The 20,029-nt window shown below is 43.3% G+C and carries 19 protein-coding genes; 10 read left to right on the top strand and 9 right to left on the bottom strand.

The features are described from left to right. Positions 1-20: 20 nt before the first annotated feature. Genes QQL60_RS07810 through QQL60_RS07800 form a run of 3 tightly spaced genes read left to right on the top strand, consistent with a single transcriptional unit; the run spans position 21 to position 6,748 of the window. Positions 21-5,732, top strand: a complete 5,712-nt coding sequence (locus QQL60_RS07810) for a hemagglutinin repeat-containing protein (protein ID WP_284722961.1) — start codon at positions 21-23, stop codon at positions 5,730-5,732. After that, positions 5,729-6,334, top strand: a complete 606-nt coding sequence (locus QQL60_RS07805) for a hypothetical protein (RefSeq protein WP_273181256.1) — start codon at positions 5,729-5,731, stop codon at positions 6,332-6,334. The genes QQL60_RS07810 and QQL60_RS07805 overlap by 4 nt, the downstream gene beginning before the upstream one ends. Positions 6,335-6,391: 57 nt before the next feature. Next, positions 6,392-6,748, top strand: a complete 357-nt coding sequence (locus QQL60_RS07800) for a hypothetical protein (protein ID WP_273181254.1) — start codon at positions 6,392-6,394, stop codon at positions 6,746-6,748. Positions 6,749-6,856: 108 nt separating this feature from the next. On the opposite strand, the gene QQL60_RS07795 is transcribed toward QQL60_RS07800, so the two are convergent. After that, positions 6,857-7,354 carry a GNAT family N-acetyltransferase gene (locus QQL60_RS07795; RefSeq protein ID WP_431356901.1) on the bottom strand — a complete coding sequence of 166 codons (498 nt, stop codon included), beginning with the start codon at positions 7,352-7,354 and terminating at the stop codon, positions 6,857-6,859. Next, a complete protein-coding gene (locus QQL60_RS07790) occupies positions 7,354-7,626 on the bottom strand; it encodes a type II toxin-antitoxin system TacA family antitoxin (protein ID WP_284722960.1) in 273 nt (90 codons plus the stop codon). The genes QQL60_RS07795 and QQL60_RS07790 overlap by 1 nt, the downstream gene beginning before the upstream one ends. Positions 7,627-8,133: 507 nt before the next feature. Here QQL60_RS07790 and QQL60_RS07785 point away from each other — a divergent pair. Next, positions 8,134-8,556 carry a BLUF domain-containing protein gene (locus tag QQL60_RS07785; protein WP_284722959.1) on the top strand — a complete coding sequence of 141 codons (423 nt, stop codon included), beginning with the start codon at positions 8,134-8,136 and terminating at the stop codon, positions 8,554-8,556. A gap of 150 nt (positions 8,557-8,706) precedes the next feature. Further along, on the top strand, positions 8,707-10,161 hold the full coding sequence (locus QQL60_RS07780) for a catalase (protein WP_284722958.1): 1,455 nt from the start codon (positions 8,707-8,709) through the stop codon (positions 10,159-10,161). 71 nt (positions 10,162-10,232) lie between these two features. On the opposite strand, the gene QQL60_RS07775 is transcribed toward QQL60_RS07780, so the two are convergent. Further along, positions 10,233-10,646, bottom strand: coding sequence for a ZapG family protein (locus QQL60_RS07775; protein WP_273181244.1), 414 nt, complete (start codon positions 10,644-10,646; stop codon positions 10,233-10,235). A 142-nt stretch (positions 10,647-10,788) separates the two neighbouring features. On the opposite strand from QQL60_RS07775, the gene QQL60_RS07770 reads away from it, so the two are divergent. Genes QQL60_RS07770 through ppnP form a run of 3 tightly spaced genes read left to right on the top strand, consistent with a single transcriptional unit; the run spans position 10,789 to position 12,865 of the window. Beyond that, positions 10,789-12,234, top strand: coding sequence for a helicase HerA-like C-terminal domain-containing protein (locus QQL60_RS07770; RefSeq protein ID WP_284722957.1), 1,446 nt, complete (start codon positions 10,789-10,791; stop codon positions 12,232-12,234). Positions 12,235-12,293: 59 nt separating this feature from the next. Then, the gene (gene ubiK, locus QQL60_RS07765; RefSeq protein ID WP_007146397.1) at positions 12,294-12,539 is read left to right on the top strand and encodes a ubiquinone biosynthesis accessory factor UbiK; all 246 of its coding nucleotides are present in this window, start codon (positions 12,294-12,296) and stop codon (positions 12,537-12,539) included. Between the two features lie 11 nt (positions 12,540-12,550). Continuing rightward, positions 12,551-12,865 carry a pyrimidine/purine nucleoside phosphorylase gene (gene ppnP / locus QQL60_RS07760; protein WP_007146396.1) on the top strand — a complete coding sequence of 105 codons (315 nt, stop codon included), beginning with the start codon at positions 12,551-12,553 and terminating at the stop codon, positions 12,863-12,865. A gap of 63 nt (positions 12,866-12,928) precedes the next feature. Here the strand turns inward: ppnP and QQL60_RS07755 are convergent, their stop codons facing one another. After that, positions 12,929-14,092 (bottom strand): DUF481 domain-containing protein, encoded by a 1,164-nt coding sequence (locus QQL60_RS07755; protein ID WP_284722956.1) that lies wholly within the window; start codon positions 14,090-14,092, stop codon positions 12,929-12,931. 174 nt (positions 14,093-14,266) lie between these two features. Between QQL60_RS07755 and QQL60_RS07750 the strand changes: the two genes are divergently transcribed. Further along, positions 14,267-15,772: a YifB family Mg chelatase-like AAA ATPase gene (locus QQL60_RS07750; protein WP_284722955.1), complete on the top strand. Its 1,506-nt coding sequence runs from the start codon at positions 14,267-14,269 to the stop codon at positions 15,770-15,772. A gap of 69 nt (positions 15,773-15,841) precedes the next feature. Next, a complete protein-coding gene (gene rep / locus QQL60_RS07745) occupies positions 15,842-17,863 on the top strand; it encodes a DNA helicase Rep (protein WP_007146393.1) in 2,022 nt (673 codons plus the stop codon). 32 nt (positions 17,864-17,895) lie between these two features. On the opposite strand, the gene QQL60_RS07740 is transcribed toward rep, so the two are convergent. The 5 genes from QQL60_RS07740 to QQL60_RS07720 all read right to left on the bottom strand — a co-directional run bounded on the left by QQL60_RS07740 (position 17,896) and on the right by QQL60_RS07720 (position 20,028). Then, positions 17,896-18,420, bottom strand: a complete 525-nt coding sequence (locus QQL60_RS07740; RefSeq protein WP_007146392.1) for a cytochrome b — start codon at positions 18,418-18,420, stop codon at positions 17,896-17,898. A 74-nt stretch (positions 18,421-18,494) separates the two neighbouring features. Beyond that, positions 18,495-18,941: a YaiI/YqxD family protein gene (locus QQL60_RS07735; RefSeq protein WP_284450756.1), complete on the bottom strand. Its 447-nt coding sequence runs from the start codon at positions 18,939-18,941 to the stop codon at positions 18,495-18,497. Next, positions 18,941-19,267, bottom strand: a complete 327-nt coding sequence (locus QQL60_RS07730) for a Na+/H+ antiporter subunit G (protein WP_007146390.1) — start codon at positions 19,265-19,267, stop codon at positions 18,941-18,943. Before QQL60_RS07730 ends, QQL60_RS07735 begins: the two co-directional genes overlap by 1 nt. A gap of 3 nt (positions 19,268-19,270) precedes the next feature. Continuing rightward, the gene (locus tag QQL60_RS07725; RefSeq protein ID WP_007146389.1) at positions 19,271-19,540 is read right to left on the bottom strand and encodes a K+/H+ antiporter subunit F; all 270 of its coding nucleotides are present in this window, start codon (positions 19,538-19,540) and stop codon (positions 19,271-19,273) included. Beyond that, positions 19,540-20,028 carry a Na+/H+ antiporter subunit E gene (locus QQL60_RS07720; protein WP_273181233.1) on the bottom strand — a complete coding sequence of 163 codons (489 nt, stop codon included), beginning with the start codon at positions 20,026-20,028 and terminating at the stop codon, positions 19,540-19,542. The genes QQL60_RS07725 and QQL60_RS07720 overlap by 1 nt, the downstream gene beginning before the upstream one ends. Position 20,029 lies beyond the last annotated feature (1 nt).

Genomic DNA, 20,029 nt, shown 5'->3' with positions numbered 1-20,029 from the left:
CGGATTCAGGAGATATGATCATGGAAGATCGTTTCAACAGAAAATATTTAAGCATTTTGATTTCGGTGGCACTGTGTGGCGCATCACTTTATCAGGACAATTTATTAGCTGCTGGCATTGCTGTTGACCCATCTGCGCCGGCTAGTCAACAGGCCATCATTACGCAAACAGCAAATGGTTTGCCACAAGTGAATATTCAGACACCGAGTTCGGCTGGGGTATCCAGAAATAAATACAGCCAGTTTGATGTGGACAAAAACGGTGTGATTCTTAATAACAGTGCCAATAATGTACAGACACAATTAGCAGGATGGGTGCAAGGAAACAGTTTGCTTGCAGGTGGCACAGCCCGAATTATTCTTAATGAAGTGAATTCACAACATCCCAGTTATCTGAACGGACCAATGGAAATTGCTGGAAGCAAGGCACAGCTTGTGATTGCTAATCCTGCTGGTATCAGCTGCGATGGTTGTGGTTTTATTAATGCCGACAGAAGCACATTAACCACCGGTCGAGCTCTGATGAATAATGGCCAGTTAAGCGGTTTTTTGGTGGAAAGAGGCAACATCAGTATTCAGGGGGCCGGTTTGGATGATAGCGCTACAGCCTATACGGATCTGATGGCAAGAGCCGTGTTAGTCAATGCCGATATTTGGGCAAACAATCTCACTGTCACTACGGGAAAAAACCGTGTTAGTGCCACCAACGACATCATAGCTAAACTGGATACGGATGTTGACCAACCCAGCTTTAGTTTGGATGTCAGTGAGATTGGCGGCATGTATGCAGGTAAAATTCGTTTAATCGGCACGGAAGAAGGCGTCGGTGTTAAACAATCTGGAGAGATAAAAGCTAAGCAGAGTCTGACACTGACAACGGATGGCCGCCTGATAAATACAGGAACCATTAGAGCTGAAGCAGCGAGTGCTATCGAAACGCTTGAACTTCACAATATGGATTCTGGTGAAATTGTCTCTGATGATTTACACATACTGGCTGATTCAACGATAGAAAATAAGGGGTTAATTAATGTCAATCAGCTGCTTATCGATGCGGAGAGATTAAACAATCAGCCAGGTGCACGTATTTATGGTGATAACACCACCTTCAACACGACAACGCTCAATAATTATTCCGTTATTGCGGCCAGAGAAAATTTGTCGATATCGACTGAAACCGTATTCAATGATCAGAATGCTGAGATTCTCAGCCAGGGCAATATAGATATTGCTGGAGGCTATTCCGGGGATGCTTTGACATCAGCTAGGCAGGTTATTAATTCAGGCGGCCGGATCGAAGCTTCAGGTGATATATCGATACACGCTGATGAACTTCAAAATCTTAATGCCGAGATGATCACGGAATGGGTAACCGATAGTGTTGAGCGAATCATTGAAGTACAGCCTGAGGGATGGGCACATAAATATGATGTTAGCCGTTTTCCCTTAATCAATAACCATAACGTAGAAAAACAGCCTTTCACCAATGAGAACGGCAATATCATTCGCTACTTCGAAGACTATACCTATTACGACTACACGGCTAAAACACAAAGTACTCACATTGTCAGTTCTTCCCCGGCAAAAATCATGGCGGCAGGGAATATTCAGATAACAGGTGATGTGCTTAATAGCGATAGCCAAATTGTGGCAGGACAAACGCTGACTGTGACAGGTGGAAGCTTGCAAAACATAGCTACACCTGGACAAAAAAGAGTCAGTTATAACGGTACACGCCAGTTCAGAGACTGGGATGGCAATGATGAAGAACTCGATTTTGGTGGTATAGCACCTTACAGTCCGGCAGCTAAAAACACAGAGTTTAATTTAGGCATCAGTCTACTGGAGGATAGTCATGCTGATATCCAAAATCTGTCTAACATTCAGACTATGACGCTGCCAATCATTAACAGCGCTATGTTTAAACTAGTGGACAATCCGACTCAATTTTATATTGAAACCGATCCACAGTTTTTAGATTACAGCGATTGGTTGAGTTCTGACTATATGTTGCAACAACTCGCTTTTGATCCCACTACGGTTATGAAACGACTCGGTGACGGTTTTATTGAGCAACGATTAGTCACTGACCAAATTGCCCAGTTAACCGGGCATCTGTATCTGAGTGAATACAATGACCAGCAAACACAGTTTATGGGATTGATGGATGCGGGTGTGACTATGGCAGAAACACTTCAGTTAACGCCAGGTATTGCCCTCAGCGCTGAACAAATCGCTCAATTAACGACTGATATCGTTTGGTTAGTTAATACAGAGGTGACATTGGACAATGGTGAGCTTATTACCGCACTGATTCCAAAGGTATATATCAAACCCGAAAAAGATGACTTGATACCAGAAACAGGCTTACTTGCTGGTAATGAAGTGAACTTTGAGATCGACGGGCAGACATTTAACGCTGCCAGTATCAGAGGCAAAAATACCGTTTCGATGAACAGTGAATATTATCAACAGTCTGGCGGTGATATTCAAAGTCAATCTATTGCAGTAAATGCGACAGATATTTCAATAGAGGGTGGCACATTATCCGCCAATAAGTCACTTTCGCTCTCTGCTGATAACGATATAAACATAAGCAGCTCAATGTCGCATAGCGAGCAGAATCAAGCTAATAGTTACTTCAAGCGCGATAATATTAAGCGATACGCCAATCTCTATGTGACTGATAGAACAGGTAAATTAATAGTTGATGCCGAGCGTGATGTTGCACTTAATGCAGCGAATATCAATGTGTCAGGAGAACAAAGCCAAACGCAAATATCTGCTGGACAAAATTTAACACTGGGTATGGTCAAAGAGTCTGAAACAAACCTGAGTATATTGAATGCTCGTGATTTCAATAAGATGAATGAGCAAAAAGACAGCGGCACATCCATTAAGACAAACGGTGATGTCAGCTTGAAGGCTGGTAATACACTTCAATTAACAGCTGCCGACATTAACTTACAACAAGGTCATCTAGACCTGACAGCCAGACATATCAATATTGAAAATGGTGAAGCGACTTATCAATCAGATATTGCCACCTATACGAAACGTTCAAGCGGATTTAGCTCACGAAAAAAAGAGCAAAGAGATATGTTCAGCCAGCAAACGTCGGTGGCATCATCAGTAACAGCTAAAAATATTTCAATTGATTCTGCTACCGATATTAATGTGAAAGGCAGCCAGATTCTGGCAGATGAGAGCATTCAATTAAATGCGACGAAAGATATTAATATCACGGCTGCAGAGCAGTCTTTTACTGAGTCTCATTATATAAAAGAGAAAAAATCAGGACTTTCAGGTACAGGCGGTGTTGGTATCAGCATTGGCACCCGAGCAATGAATATGCAAACTGAGATCATGCAGCTGATTCACAATAAATCGACGATAGGTGCACTCAATGGGGATATTTCAGTGGTCGCTGGGGAAGCCTTTCATCAGAAAAACAGTGATCTGATTTCAGTAAAAGGTGATATCGACGTTAAAGCAAAAGATATCAATATTACGAGCCTTTATGATAAGAGCGAGACGAAGCAGGTAACCGAATTTTCACAAAGCGGTTTGTCACTATCTTTGAAAGCGCCAGCCATTTCAGTTGCCACTCAGGCTTATCAGCATGCTCTGGGGAGTGTAGAAGAAGATAAAAAGAAAAACCGTGTTCTGAATGGTATTACAGCCTATGTCCAAGCTAAGCAACTCGCTGAGATGGTGGAAAACACGCTAAACCTCATTAATGAAGGCAAAGCAGATGAGGCGATATCTTCTTCAGGTTTAAAAATAAGCATCAGTATTGGTAAGTCAGAAAGTAAAACTCAGACAGAGACCAAATCACAAACCTCACAGGCGAGCACAATTCGGGCTGGTCAAAATGTGCGTTTAACAGCAACAGATAAAGATGTGGTTGTCACAGGTAGCGATATTTTAGCCGATGGCGATATTACCATTAATGCTGCTAATAATATTGATATCTTAGCCAGTCAAAATACCCAACAGCAACACACCAAAATGGCATCAAGTAGTGCCAGTATAGGTCTGTCTTTCGGTATCGGTGAGAATACAGGCGTCAGTCTTGATATGGCGATGAGTAAAGGAAAAGGTAAAACAAATAGTGAGGGTGTGTTTTATCAAAATAGCCATATCACGGCTGCAAAAGACTTATCCATGACGACAGGTAATGATCTCAGCTTGATTGGTGCAGAAGCCAAAGGCGATCAAGTCTCTATCGATGTGGGTAATAACTTAACCCTGTCTAGCCTGCAAGACAGTCATTATTTAACGGGGAAAGAGTCCAATTCTGGTGGTGGCGTTGGTATTGGTGTGGGGGCAGCTACCTCGTCATTTAATCTCTATCACAACGTCCAAAATTCAAATAGCGATTACCTTAGTGTAAATCAGCAAACCGGCATTATGGCTGGACAAGAGGGGTTTGATATCAATGTAGGCAGACATACCGAATTGGATGCTGCCCTTATTGATAGCCAGGCACATGAAGATAAAAACCAAATCACTACAGCCACCTTGCATACGTCGGATAAACAAAACGCAATGAGTGCTGAAGTCAGCCAACAAGGCTTTAATATTAGTTCTGATGCCTTCTCGGGAAAATATGGCTTGTTAAAAACTGCGTCTCAGAATTTAAGTAATAAAGGCGAAGCCAGTGTGGATGATGCAAGTTCAACATTAAGTGCCATCGCCCCTGCTGAGATCACAATAACCGATGCTGATGAACAATTAGCGGTGTATGGTAAAACAGCAGAAGAAACGATCTCCGATATCAATAGAAATACTCAAAATACCCATCGAAAACTCAATCTAGCAGATATAGAACTCCTCAAAGATGAGGCAGAAGCAGATCAACTTTCTAAACAATTACTCTATGAGGCCGCGACGGCGTTTACCGATGAAGCATTCAGAAAAATGTTTCTTACCAAGATCGAGTTTTATCAAGTGATGCGTGATGAAAATGGTGAAGTGATCAAAGATGAAAATAATGAAGCGATATGGAAAAAATTAACTGAGGAAGAAAAGCAAAATTTAAAACCGGGTAAAGATAATAAGGTACATATTTTTAATAACGGGATGTTTAATTCAGTCGATGCGGCTAAAAAACTGGCACTACAAAATCATCAATCAGACTATTTGATTCATTTCCCATTAACCAATAATGCCTTGTCGGAGCTAATGGTTGCCGGCTACCAGAAATTTCTTGAAAGCGAAGGTTTTGGACTCACTAATGCTGTTAAAGAAAATATTAAGGTGATGGCTAAATACGGTGATAAAGGACTAATAATTGATGCACATAGTCGGGGTGGGATGACTACAGGGAATGCTTTGGAGGTAATAGATAGCAGAAATGCCAACGATAGTTCAATGCTTCAATACATGGATATATATACAGTTGGTTCAGCATTTAATAATCAACAGATGGCAGATTTATTAAATAAAAATTCTGGTCAAAATGGTAATGTTTATGCCCAAGTTCACAAAGACGATTTTGTTGGTACTTTCATTGGTGGTAACGAGGCTACTGGAGGCACTACTCCTGAGGGTAGTACCAGTTTTATTGAAGGACTGAAATCAATCTTTTTTGATGTCACGGTGCATAATAGCTACGGGGAAGGAAAGCCTAATGGTGCCAGTAAGAAATATTGGCAGGATAGTCCCGATGGGAAAGCTAAATTTATCTTAATACCAGCAAGTAATAACAAGGAAGTGTTAAATAAATGACAGAAAAACTAATAGTTATACTGATCTGCTATATGTTTGTAACTGCATGTAGCTCTGTATATCAACAACAAGATTGTGAAAAAAAAGGAAACAATGAATGCCAAAACGGAGCTGGTGGATATGTTCTTATACAACCAAAGATTGATGAGGACTATGTCAGAAAATACAATATCCCGTCACTTGAGTTATACAAAAATCAACTAAGCATTATAAAGACCAGCAATTGGCAAAAAGATGATTTAACACGTCAAGAACGTGATGAGGCACTTTTAGAATGTGGCTCTAGTGATATATGGATGTCAAAAAACTATGCCTTAATGAAGACGTTAACTCCTGATGAATATAACGGCAAACTGTTATTAATCAAACGCTGCATGTTGAATGATGGCTTCACTTTCCTTGGTGATTTTTCACCATGTGAGAGTAATCCCATTCCAGCATGCGATTTACCCGTACCTAAACGAGAAACGGAAAGACGACTTAATAGTGAGTACTGCATAAAAAAGGCCTATGTAGATGCATGTCAGCCTCAATCCCGAGAACGAATTTTGAATACAGAAAAGTGTAAACTTTATCCAAAGCTATATTTTTGTGATATCTGACTACTGGCTTTGCTAAGGCAATTTCTTTTTCAAAACCACGATACATGGAGGTATCAGATGACCTATTTTTCGAGAATTATTTTCACTCTTTTTATGCTTAGTTTGACGGGCTGTTCTCTATATCAGGTTGTTCCAGACCCGCTCTGGGATGCTTGGTATAAACGAGGCAGTGATAAGGAAACAACTATAAAAGACATGAGAGAGTGCGGATATGGTAAAGACGTGCAGAGTGGAGCAGATTTACCTAACAGCAAGATTGCTCCTCTTCACCTTTGTATGGAAGAAAAAGGCTATAAGTTTGATTTTAGTAGTTTTAGAGCGAATAACTGTTACGGCACAAACGCTCCCTATCCTTGCCGAGCTTACTGGGGCGGTGGTAACGCTCAATGGGAAGAAGTAAAACCGAATAACTAAAAGAGTTTATTAGATAGGAATCAATGGGGTTAGGAACTTAGCTCCATTGATTCCTATCACTAAAACTATTTAGAGTATTATCCTGGTGAGTTTATCAAGGCTGGCGCTTTACTCACTTAAGCTCGCTCTAATATCGGCAATGGTGATAAAGAGTTTGTGCTCAGCATCTTGAAAAGCTTGAAAGCCATAACGTTCATAGAAGTGCTTTGCTCCGTCTTTGGCGTCAACGATAACGACTGGAAAGGCCACACTATCACTAGCTGCTAATAGCTTTCTAAGAGCGTCTACCAGTAACCACTCGCCAAAGCCTTTTCCTTTGTATCTCTCGTCGACGGCTAAACGAGCAATCAGACCTCCTGAAGTAGATGAGTGATGTTTCTTTTGTAACTTATCGGGCAATGCCTCTAAGTCAATTGGTGTCATTGTTAGCGTATAAAAGCCGATGATATCTGAACTGTCATTATCATCCTCTAAAACGAAAGTTCTGGTGTTGTCTTTCTTTGCTTGTTGACTAGCCATTACTTTTAAGTAATTGTTGAGCCCTGCTACACCACAGTTGAATCGGTTTCTATCGTGTTTAGCTTTATCCAGAAGTACCGTATTCATTATTGAGTTTTGTTTTCATAACGTTCAGAAGCAGCTTTCAGTTTTGAATTCGAGCTAGGTGGGCGGTCTAGAGCCTCCATCAGTAACATCGTGTCAGCATTACTCAGTTTTAGCGATTGCTCACGCTCGATCACTTGTTTGGCTTTTTCAATTGCTGCATTCAGAACAAATGAGTTAATGCTAGACATGCCAGCAATCGCGGCAGCTTTTGTGAGTAAGTCTTGTGTTTCGGTATCTACTCTAGCGGTGATGCGAGGCAATGTAGTAGCCATAATGTAATCTCCTAATGTGTCAAAATGTCACGCAAGTATTATGGTATTAAAAGGTGAAATAAGCAATATATGTGTCACTTTGGCACATTGTATAACAAGCTTTGAAGAAGGATTCACAACGCTTGGCAGTTTTGCTTTGAATCAGCTTTAGTAATTACGGCACATGTTTTGGGCTGGTGGCAGCTTTGCTCACTAGTTAATTGGGAGTTGGGCTCAAAGCGTTTTGTCTTCTATTCATCTTAGAATAAAAGGAAAAAGCTATAAGTCGGATTTTATTAGTTATTGAGACACCTATTCAGACCTCCATGTTATTCTTAGAAAAGCTATTGGCTCCATCCAATATCGATTTCATAAAACCATTCTGACTTTTACCGCTATTTTTAACTTAGATTAATCCATTCATTTTGCTGGGTTGTTATATTGCCTCACTATCGTTTTGAACTTATCTCTGTGATTTTCTGACAAACAAATAATTGCTGGTGATAAGCCTTTCTGTAAGGAGGCACTTTGTATTCCATTACTTATGTCAGTAAAGCCACAGAGGATTATTCTCAGGCTCAGCTATTAGCTTTGCTTGAGGTGTGTCATAGAAATAATCTTAGGGATAAGCTCACTGGTCAGCTTCTTTATAAAGACCGGGAGTTTATGCAGGTTTTGGAAGGCGACGAAATGGTATTGAAACGCGTCTTTGAGAAAATCTGCCGCGATAAGCGTCATAAAAATATACTCATCTTGGATGAAGGTTTTATCCAGCAACGTGAGTTTGATGACTGGACCATGGGCTTTAATAATCTGGATGAAGAGTTACAGCATCACATTCCCGGTTATAGCCATATTCTTAATTATCCATTGACGGGTCATGAGTTTCAGGCTCAGCCGTCTTTAGCTCAGAAGTTATTACTTTCGTTTAAAAGTCCACCACCGGTGTGACGTTTTTTAATAATAGTTATTTATCTTTGATATGGGGAAAGTCTAGGTATAAGGTGACTAAACCCTATCCATTCTAATTATCAGATTTGTTTCAGCACCGCCGCACCGTTCTTCAGGTGTTCTTAATACGGTTTAAGAGAGGAGAAAAAAATGAGCAGGAATGATAACAATCGCACAACGACTGATTCAGGGATGCCTGTTTCCAGTGATGAACATTCGCTAACCGTTGGCCGTGATGGGCCAATTTTGCTACATGATTTATATTTAATTGAGCAAATGGCCAATTTTAATCGTGAGCGTATTCCAGAACGACAACCGCATGCTAAGGGCTCTGGTGCATTTGGTCATTTTAAAGTGACACATGATGTCAGCCAGTTCACAAAGGCGGCGGTGTTTCAGCCTGGTACTGAAACCGAGACCTTGATGCGTTTTTCCAGCGTGGCGGGTGAGCGTGGAAGCCCTGATACTTGGCGTGACCCGCGTGGTTTTTCCATTAAGTTTTACACGAGTGAAGGCAATTACGACATGGTGGGCAATAACACACCGGTGTTTTTCATCCGTGACCCACTGAAGTTTCAACATTTTATTCGCTCACAAAAGCGTCGTGCCGATAATGGGATGCGCGACCATGATATGCAATGGGATTTTTGGACCTTATCACCAGAGTCAGCTCATCAGGTCACATGGTTAATGGGCGACCGAGGGATTCCCAAAACATGGCGCAATATGAATGGTTACTCGAGTCATACCTATTTATGGGTGAATGATAAGGGGGAAAAGTTTTGGGTGAAATATCACTTTAAAACTAATCAGGGCATTGATTTTCTGACTCAGGATGACGCAGACATGCTCGCGGGTAAAGATGGTGATTATCATAGACGCGATTTATTTAATGCGATTAAAGAGGGGAATAACCCAAGCTGGACCATGAAGGTGCAGATCATGCCGTTTGAAGAGGCTAAAACCTATCGTCTGAATCCGTTTGATTTAACCAAGGTCTGGCCTCATGAAGATTATCCACTGCATGAAGTTGGGCAACTCACGCTTAACCGTAATCCGACTGATTTTCATACTGAGATTGAACAGGCCGCATTTGAGCCAAGTAATTTAGTGCCGGGTATTGGTATCAGCCCTGACAAAATGTTACTGGGCCGGATGTTTTCTTATGCCGATGCTCATCGTCACCGTTTAGGTGTGAACTACAAGCAGATTCCGGTGAATTCGCCGAAATGCCCTGTGAACAGCTACAGTAAAGACGGTGCGATGCGCGTGCAAAATGTGACCGATCCGGTTTATGCACCGAACTCGAAAGGTGGGCCAAAAGCCGATCCTGAAAACTATCCTGAAGACACTACCTGGGCTGCCAGTGGTGAATTTACACGTGAAGCTTATACCTTACGTGAGGATGATGATGATTTTGGTCAGGCCGGCATTTTAGTCCGTGAAGTGATGGACGATGCACAACGTGATCGTCTGGTATCAAACGTAGTAGGTCACGTCAGTGATGGTGTTGAAGAACCCGTATTGTCACGGGTGATTGAGTACTGGAAAAATATTGATGGTGATATTGGTGAACGTATTGCCAAAGGGTTAGGCAAAGCCTGATTACACCGTTTTTCCGTTAAACAAAAAAGCCAGCTCTAAGCTGGCTTTTTTTATGCGAGTATAAAGATTTTCTATCGTGTTAACGCGTCTTCATCACCTTTATGGTTTGGATGAATAAAGTTCGATTCTTTTGCTGTATGGGTATCCGGCCCATCTAAAAGTGCGCCGGCACGTTCTGGTAAAACGCGTTGGTCTGAAAAGTTACCCAGTTCTTCATAACCATGAGACAGATGATCAAATAATTCTTTATATGAACCGGCCATATCTTTGAAGGCTTGCGCTGTTTTATCGTAATGGGCGTGCACTTTTTGTTTGTAGGCGTCGAGTTCGGCTTGTTTATCGGCCAGTTGGCGGTCGTATGACTCAGCGATTTCTTTCATTTGATGATCACTGCCAGGAGCTTGGCGACGTCCCACAGCAAAGCCGATTAATGCAGCAATAATAGCGATGACAATAGTGAGTGCCCAGATTTCCGTTGAGGTCATAGTTATTTCCAGTAGATAGTGAATAAGGTCTAGTCTAGCCACTGGCAGAGCACATGACAAACCGTTTTCTTTATCGTGTTTATTTTATGATTTAATAAGTCATCGTCATCATTTATCTCCGCCATAACAGAAAGGATACAGCATGGTTTCACCTATCTTTTTAGGCCAGTCAACGTCTGCAGTGACCTTATTACCGAATATGGCCAATCGCCATGGTTTGATCGCTGGTGCGACAGGAACAGGGAAAACCATCACTTTACAAGGGCTGGCGGAAAGCTTTAGTCAGATCGGTGTACCGGTTTTTGCGGCAGATATTAAAGGTGACTTATCGGGTGTGAGCCAAGCGGGGAAACCACATCCGAAAATCAGCGAACGTGTAGAAATAATGGGGCTGTCAGATTTCGGCTTCACTGGGTTTCCGGTCACTTGCTGGGATGTGTATGGAAAACAGGGGCATCCCCTCAGAGCAACCATTTCAGATATGGGACCACTGCTGTTATCCCGCTTGATGAATTTGAATGATACCCAGCAGGGCATTCTAAATCTGGTATTCCGGGTGGCAGATGATAACGGCTGGTTGGTGCTGGATTTAAAAGATCTGCGAGCCATGCTGCAGTTTATTGCTGAGAATGCGACTGAGTTCAGAACGCTGTACGGTAATATTTCTGCCGCCAGTGTCGGCGCCATTCAACGACGTTTATTAGGACTTGAAGAACAGGGCGCTGCCCAGTTATTTGGTGAGCCGATGTTAAACCTGGATGATCTGTTGCAAACAGATGAACAGGGGCGCGGTGTTATTAATTTGCTGGCGGCTGATAGTCTGATGCAGTCTCCTAATCTTTATAGTGCGTTTTTGTTATGGCTGTTATCGGAGTTATTTGAGCAATTACCGGAAGTGGGCGATCCGGAAAAGCCGAAGTTGGTACTGTTTTTTGATGAAGCCCATCTGTTATTTGATGATGCGCCCAAAGTTCTGCTGAATAAAATTGAGCAAGTGGTTCGACTGATTCGTTCAAAAGGCGTCGGTGTTTATTTCGTGACGCAAAACCCCACTGATATCCCGGATAGTGTGCTTGGACAATTAGGTAACCGGATTCAACACGCCTTGCGTGCCTACACGGTAAAAGATCAAAAAGCCTTAAAGGCAGCAGCAGAGACTTTCCGTGATAATCCGGCGTTTGATACCCGGGAAACACTGACCAGTTTAGGGGTAGGCGAAGCATTGGTGTCTACGCTTGATGAAAAAGGCCGACCGCAGATCGTGCAGCAGACACTGATTAAACCACCACAAAGTCAGATTGGACCTGTTACTGAACAGCAAAGGCAGACCTTGTTAAGGACTTCTTTGGTGGCTGGTGTTTATGACAAGACATTAGATAGAGAGTCGGCGTATGAAGTGCTGGCGGAACGTGCATTAAAAGCTCAGGAGGCTGAACAGAGTCAGCCAGCGGATGTGCCAAAAACAACGGCAAGAAGGCGTGAGACTGTCCTGGAAGCCTTTGCCAAAAGTACGATGCGTGCTATTGGCAGTCAATTAGGTCGGCGAATTGTCAGAGGTATTTTAGGATCCTTGTTAGGCAAAAAATAACAAATTGAGTCTGTTTTTAAATGCCGTAGAATAGTCATTGAGATATAAGGGGAAAAATGATGATTGATACCAAAAAAATTGAAGAAGTTGTACAAAGCATCAGCAAAGCATTACCACCAGGTTTAGTACAAATGCAGGAAGATGCTGAAAAGAATATCCGTGCAGCCCTCACCGCGACATTTACCAAACTGGATTTGGTCACGCGTGAAGAATTTGATGTGCAAGCTCAAGTGTTGTTACGTACCCGTGAAAAGTTGGAGGCACTGGAACATCGTGTCGCCGAGTTAGAAAACCCACCTAAATAAGAGAAAACAATATGTCTGAATTTACTAATGTCACGGTCACACGTGAAGCAAACGTTTATTTCGATGGTAATGTGACCAGCCGTAAAGTGACATTTGCTGATGGCAGCTACAAAACATTAGGCATTATGATGCCGGGTGAATTTACCTTTGGTACAGAAAAAGCAGAATTGATGGAAATTCTGGCCGGTAAATTGACTTATCGTCTGAAAGGCGATGCTCAGTGGATTGATGTAAGCGCTGGCGAATCATTCAATGTGCCAGCTAACTCATCATTTGATATCCAGATCTTAGAGTTAGTTGATTACTGCTGCAGCTATTTAGATTAATACGCTATCAGCGATAATAAAAAAGGCGCCTCAGGGCGCCTTTTTTATTTCAGACTACTTTAATTAGTCCCAGTCATACACCAGATTCATCTGGTAGGTGGTGTCTGTGCTTTCAGCATCTTGTGCTGGCTGACTGTTGTACTTGCTACGTAGGCTAGCACGTACTTTCCAGTCTTCTTTTTCCGTAATCGGCATTTCGCCACCAAAGTTAGTCACGATCAGGTAGTTTTTACCTGGGCTGCTAAATGAGGGGTAATAAGTGAAGTCGTGGAATAGACTCAGTTTGCTATTCATTTTGTATTTCACATCGTACCCTAGCACACCCGTTGGGTCTTTTTCATTGGTGCCGTCTGAGTAGCTCTCAAAACGATAACCGAGACCAGCAAAACCTTTGAATTTCAGATCATCTTCACGAATGAAAAAACGACCTAAACTCGCTGCGGCGATAGCACGTAAATCCAGCTCTTCAAAATCATCAATTTCAAAGTCGGCGGAGCCTCTGGCAAACCACATTTCGCTGATATCACGTTCCAATGAAAGTCCAGCCAGTTTCTGATTGGCTGTCTGCTCGCCATCCTCTTTCTGGAAGTTAACTTCCATGTAGATGTTCATACGCTCTTGATCAGTTTCACGGTTTAATTCACCCCGTCCATGTGCGCCAAAACGGTTGGTGTTACCTGAGGCACCGGTGATACCCATCGCGATGCTGCCGCTCCAGGGATCACGTAAACGATTACGTTCTTCTCTTAAAGCTGTGAGAGCAGTTTCATAGGAGGATTTCAGATCTTCGACTTCTTTTTCTTTGTCCGCTTTCAGTGTTTTTATTTCATCTTGGTATTCTTGCTGTACAGCAAGAATTTGTGGTTTGGTGGCATCGGTCGCCCAGACATTTTTTATATTTTTAGGATCGATATTCACGGAGCCAAAAGCGGTATCGCTCAGTTGCGACTGGCCATTACTATCAACACTGAGTTTACCTACGATACGATCACGACTTTCCAGTTCAACCAAAAACTTTTTGTCAGTAGTGATTTGATTCACCCGAGCATAATCAATGGTTACTTCGTTGGCGAAGGCGGTATCCATGATTAGCTGACCATTTGCGACTTGTTTGACATTCCCTTTCAGCAGACTGCCATCGTCCAGAACAACTTGGTCAGCGATGGCGATATTGGTGAAGGTGCTTGAAATTAATAAAAAAATAGTCCTCAAGCTAGGCTTGTGCATAAAAACTCCGGAGTTTTGTATTGGATGGGTTGTGCGCTACTAAATTAACATAAGCAACCGCTTTCGTAAAAATCTACGCTTTTTTCGTCCGTTATTTATCCGACAAGTTTCACGACAATATAAAAAAAGATAGGCTAATATTATTTTTCAAACACGCTCAACCAAGGATGGAATATGAGTATCGCTAAGGTCTATAGCCGTGCGGTGACAGGTATACATGCCCAGTCAGTCACCATAGAAGTGCATTTATCGAATGGTTTGCCCAGTTTGTCGATTGTGGGGATGCCTGAAACCGCAGTCAAAGAAAGTAAGGACAGGGTGCGTTCTGCTATTTTGAACTCACAGTTTAATTTTCCTCAGCAACGCATCACCATTAATTTAGCACCCGCTGATTTACCTAAAGAAGGCGGGCGATTTGATTTGCCTATTGCGTTAGGAATACTCGCGGCATCAGGGCAAATTCCCTTAAAAGCGATTGCTGACAAAGAGTTTATTGGTGAATTAGGTCTGGCCGGAGAGTGTCGTTCTGTACGTGGTGTTTTGCCAACAGCACTCGCCACTTCTGCTGCTAAACGTATTTTGATTTTACCCTCAGCCAATGCCAGTGAAGCGGCGCTAATTGAGCAATGTCAGTGTTTTGGTGCGGATAGTTTGCTGGCCGTATGCGCTCATTTGCATGGACAACAATTACTGAATCTGGCCGAAATACCGGATGATATATCAACTGAACCTGAGTATCCGGATTTGATTGATATTCGTGGGCAGTCACATGCGCGTCGTGCTTTAGAAATTGCAGCTGCCGGTTCACACAGTCTTCTTTTTTGTGGGCCACCAGGAACCGGTAAAACGATGCTGGCCAGCCGACTGCCCGGAATATTAACTTCCATGTCAGAAGCTGAAGCCATGGAAACAGCCGCAATACATTCTATCGCCTCGAATGGTTTTGATCCGGCTCAATGGCGTCAGCGGCCATTTCGGTCACCGCATCACACTGCATCAGCCGTGGCATTGGTGGGCGGTGGCAGTCAACCCAGACCGGGAGAAATATCGTTAGCGCATAATGGCGTACTTTTTTTAGATGAACTGCCCGAGTTTGACCGCCGCGTATTGGAAGTACTGCGCGAACCGATAGAATCTGGCAAAATCTCGGTTTCAAGAGCGGCACAGCAGGCGGAGTTTCCAGCGCGTTTCCAACTTGTCGCAGCGATGAACCCTTGCCCTTGCGGCTATCTTGGCGAGTCGCGTTGTCGATGTACAGAAGAGCAAGTTCGTCGCTATCGTGCTAAAGTCTCCGGCCCGTTACTGGACCGAATCGACATGCTGGTCGAGGTACCTGCAGTGGATAAACGTTTATTACGAAATCAAGCGGCTGATGCTACTGCAGAGCATTCTGAGCAGGTTCGCCATCGAGTAGAAAAGGCGCGCCACAGACAGCTCGACAGGCAGGGTAAAGCGAATAATTTGCTGGAACAAAAAGAGATAGAGGAAGTTTGTCTGTTGACTGAACAAGATTATCAACTGGTAGAAAAAGCGATTATTCGTCTGGGCTTATCAGCCCGTGCCTATCATCGCATTTTAAAAGTCGCCAGAACGATTGCTGACCTTGCTGGAAGTCGTCAAATACAAACTGAACATCTTAGCGAAGCCATCAGCTATCGCCGGCTTGATGTAGGTTATTAATGTCCATATGTTTCACGTTATCACTGAGTGGCAACACTCGGTTGCTCATGTTGTTTTTCAGAGGCGTTGATGCTGAATGATCTTAATCCGCAGCAGCAGGAAGCTGCGCGTCATATAGATGGACCTCTTCTCGTTTTAGCCGGTGCCGGTAGTGGTAAGACGCGAGTTATTACCCGAAAAATTGCTTATCTGATTGAGCAATGTGGCATTTCTGCAAAAAATATCGCTGCGGTGACTTTCACCAATAAAGCCGCACGTGAAATGAAAACCCGGGTTTCTGAACTCATGGCCAGTCGCCAAAATTCCGCGGCAGCACGTGGTTTGATGGTGTCGACATTTCATACCTTGGGATTAAATATTCTGCGCCGTGAATATAAATCGCTGGGCTATCGCAGTGGATTTTCTATTTTTGATGCGCAAGACAGTCTGGCGGTTTTACGTGATCTTATGGGGCGTGATTTTGCTGCCGATAGTGAACACGCTGAGCAAGTGCAGTGGCAAATTTCAGAGTGGAAAAACCAGCTGATTCTGCCTGAGAAAGCGATGCAAATTGCCGAAGCCGGTACCCAGATGGCTGCGGCGAAAGTGTACCCGCTTTATACCGCTGCTTTGCAGGCATACAACGCGGTTGATTTTGATGATCTGATCCTCAAACCTGTGGTGTTATTCCGTGAACATGATGATGTTTTAAAAAAGTGGCAGGCACGTATTCACTATCTGTTGGTGGATGAGTATCAGGACACCAATGGCTGTCAGTATGAGCTGGTTAAACAACTGGTCGGTATACGGGAAGCACTGACCGTGGTGGGGGATGATGACCAGTCGGTATATTCATGGCGTGGTGCAAGGCCAGAAAATCTGGCGCAGTTACAGACCGATTATCCGCGTTTGAAGTTGATTAAACTGGAACAGAATTATCGTTCCATGAGCCGTATTCTGCGTGTCGCGAATACCTTGATTCGTAATAATCCCCATGTGTTCGAGAAGCAATTATGGAGTGCGTTAGGTGAGGGCGATCCGATTCGGGTTATTGGTTGTCGTGATGATGATCATGAGTCGGAAAAAGTCGTCTCTGAGCTGCTTTATCACAAGCTGAAACATCAGGCGAATTTCAAGGATTACGCGATTCTTTATCGTAGTAATCATCAGTCCAGACCGATTGAACGTGTATTGCGTGAACATAATGTGCCTTATTTTCTAACGGGCGGGACGTCGTTTTTCTCACGGATTGAAGTCAAAGACATCATGGCCTATCTGCGCCTGCTGGCCAATCAGGATGATGACAATGCCTTTCTTCGGGTCATTAACACCCCGCGTCGTGGTATAGGTTCAAGTACATTACAAGCTCTGGGCAATTATGCTTCTGAACGTAAGACCAGCTTGTTCGGTGCCTGCTTTGAGATGGGCCTGGCAGAAAAGCTGCCTGAAAAAGCCATTATTAACCTGACGCATTTTGCTAATTGGCTAGTCGATATTGCTGACCGGGCAAAACGTGGTGATTTAATGAGCGCCATTCGCGATATGGTCGAAGAAATCGAATATCGTGGCTGGTTGGAAGAAACCAGTGGTGATCCAAACAAAGCCGAACGCCGCATGGATAATGTGCTCGAGTTACTGAGCTGGATCGAACGTATCATCGAAAACGACACAGAAGAGAAAAGTATTGGTGATATTGCTGCCCGTTTGACGCTGATGGATATTCTGGATCGCCAGGAAGACGAAAATCAGGCCGACGCCGTGCATTTGATGACCTTACATGCGGCAAAAGGTCTGGAGTTTCCTCATGTATTTATGATTGGCATGGAAGAAGAAATTCTCCCTCATCGCACCAGCATCGAAGAAGGCACCATTGAAGAAGAACGTCGCCTGACCTATGTCGGCATTACCCGAGCCCAACGTAGCCTGGTCATGACTATGGCCAATACGCGTAAACGCTATGGCGAAAAGATGGAGTGTGAGGAAAGTCGTTTTCTTCGTGAACTACCGTCTGATGATCTGATCTGGATGTCGGAAAAAACACAGGCGGATCCGGAAGAACGCAAAGAGCGCGGTAAAGCCCACTTATCGAATATCCGTCAGATGCTGAAATAAAAAAAGCCCGGTTTCAAACCGGGCTTTTTATTTTATGCCATACGACGCAGGGTATCGTCTTTTCGAATAAAGTGGTGATAAAGGGCGGCACCAATATGACCAACCACCAAAATGGCAAGTACGATAGCTAATATTGAGTGTAACTCGCCGATGTCATGTGCCCACTGTACTTTATCAGCTGGCTTTTCGATGAGTACCTGACCAAATACTTTCACCGGATAACCATGACCATGAATATAGAGTGCGCCGAGCGGTGGCATGGCAATCAGGCAGAAGTACATGATGCCATGAACCGTTTTTACCAGTTTACTGTTGGCACCTTCAATAATCGGCCGTTGGTTTTTTTGTTTCATGCTCCATAACAAACGCAATATGGCGAGAATCATAATGATTGCACCTATCGAGACATGATAGGGACCGAATGTATCCCCCAGCCAATGTTTACCATCGTTAATCCGGTCAGCAAATTTGAAGAATTGCTGGAAAACCAGAACAGCCACTAACCAGTGGAAAAAACGGGTGATACTTCCGTAACGGTCTATTGAATCATTTATCATTTCTCTCTCCTTTGTGAAAACCATCGCTAGGACAGAATTATCAATAGGGATGTTCCGATTATTCGGTTTTTTTGTTAAAGAGACGATTGAATAATTTTGTCTAGCTGGTTGGCAAATTGCATTCTGTCACGATGATTAAATGCGTTTTGACCGCCAGTATCCACACCACTTGAACGCATGGTATCCATAAAATTACGCATGGTGAGACGGGCGGCAATATTACTTTTATCCATTAACTCACCACGGGGGCTGAGACAGATGCCACCGCGGTCGATGACATCATTGGCAAGTGGAATATCAGCCGTAATGACTAAGTCTTTCGCCTGAACACGGCTGGCAATTTCATTGTCGGCCATATCAAAACCGGAGGCGACCTGAATAAACTGGATCTGGTTATCTGCCGGTACCTTAATAGCGTGGTTAGCAATAAAGGTAAGTGGTAGCGAGGTGCGTCTTGATGCCCGAATCAGGATTTCTTTGATAACAGCCGGACAGGCGTCTGCATCGACCCAGATATGCATTACTGCTCCTGATCAGATTTATTGAGTGTACGTTTTTCTTGTCTGACTTTGATATGAAGTGCTGCCTTTGCCATCAAATGTGCACTGACCGGGGCTGTGATAAATAAGAATAAGGTGACAAGGATTTCATGCAGGCTGATATCACCTGTTTTCACACTGAAATGAATAGCCGAAGCGACCAGCACTGCACCAACGCCGAGTGTGCTGGCTTTGGTGGGCCCATGTAAACGCATATAAAAATCAGGTAGCTTAAACAAACCTAATGAGCCAACCAGTGTGAAAAAACCACCCAGAATAATCAGAATAGATAATAAAATTTCTAACATGGTTTATTCCATAATGTCGCCGCGAAGCAGATATTTACTGAGAGCGAGTGTGCCCATAAAGCCCATTAGGGCAATCAGCAAGGCGGCTTCATAATAAAGATTACTTCGCAGAAAAATGCCCAGCAGGATAAGCAGCGCAATAGAATTGATATAAAGCGTATCCAGAGCCAGGATTCTATCTGGCACGCTAGGACCGATAAGAAGACGATACAGGCTCAATAAAAGAGCTGTACAGACCATAACACAGGCAGTAATGATGGCGATATTCAGCATTAGTTGAAAATCTCCTTTAACGGTTTTTCAAAGAGCTGTTTGATTTCATCAATGGTGCTTTGGGCATCATCAATATGTAAGGCATGAATCAACAGGCTTTTCTGATCTTGAGACAAGTCACAGGTGACCGTGCCAGGTGTCAGAGAAATAGTATTGGCAAGAATACTGATAGCTAGCGGTGAGGTTAAATCCAGGGGGATTTCAACAAAGCCTGGTCTCAGTCTGTCTGAAGACATCAGAATTAAGCGCGCGACATGAATATTGGCAATAATGATTTGCCAGAGCACGGAGGCAAAAAACTTCACCATTAGCCATGGTCGACGGACACTAATGCGTTCTTCCCAAAATCCGGCACTAAACCAGGGAATAAAGATCGCGAGAAGTCCTCCCAAAATCATCTGACCAGCAGAAAGGGTATTGTTCAGTAATAACCAGATGACCCATAACGCTAGGGTCAGAAAAGGATGAGGAAAGCATTTACGCCACATC

The organism is Methylophaga thalassica (assembly GCF_030159795.1).
Lineage (GTDB): Bacteria > Pseudomonadota > Gammaproteobacteria > Nitrosococcales > Methylophagaceae > Methylophaga > Methylophaga thalassica.
The sequence above is the reverse complement of the archived record's forward strand: the minus strand, read 5'-3'. Positions and strand labels throughout refer to the sequence as shown.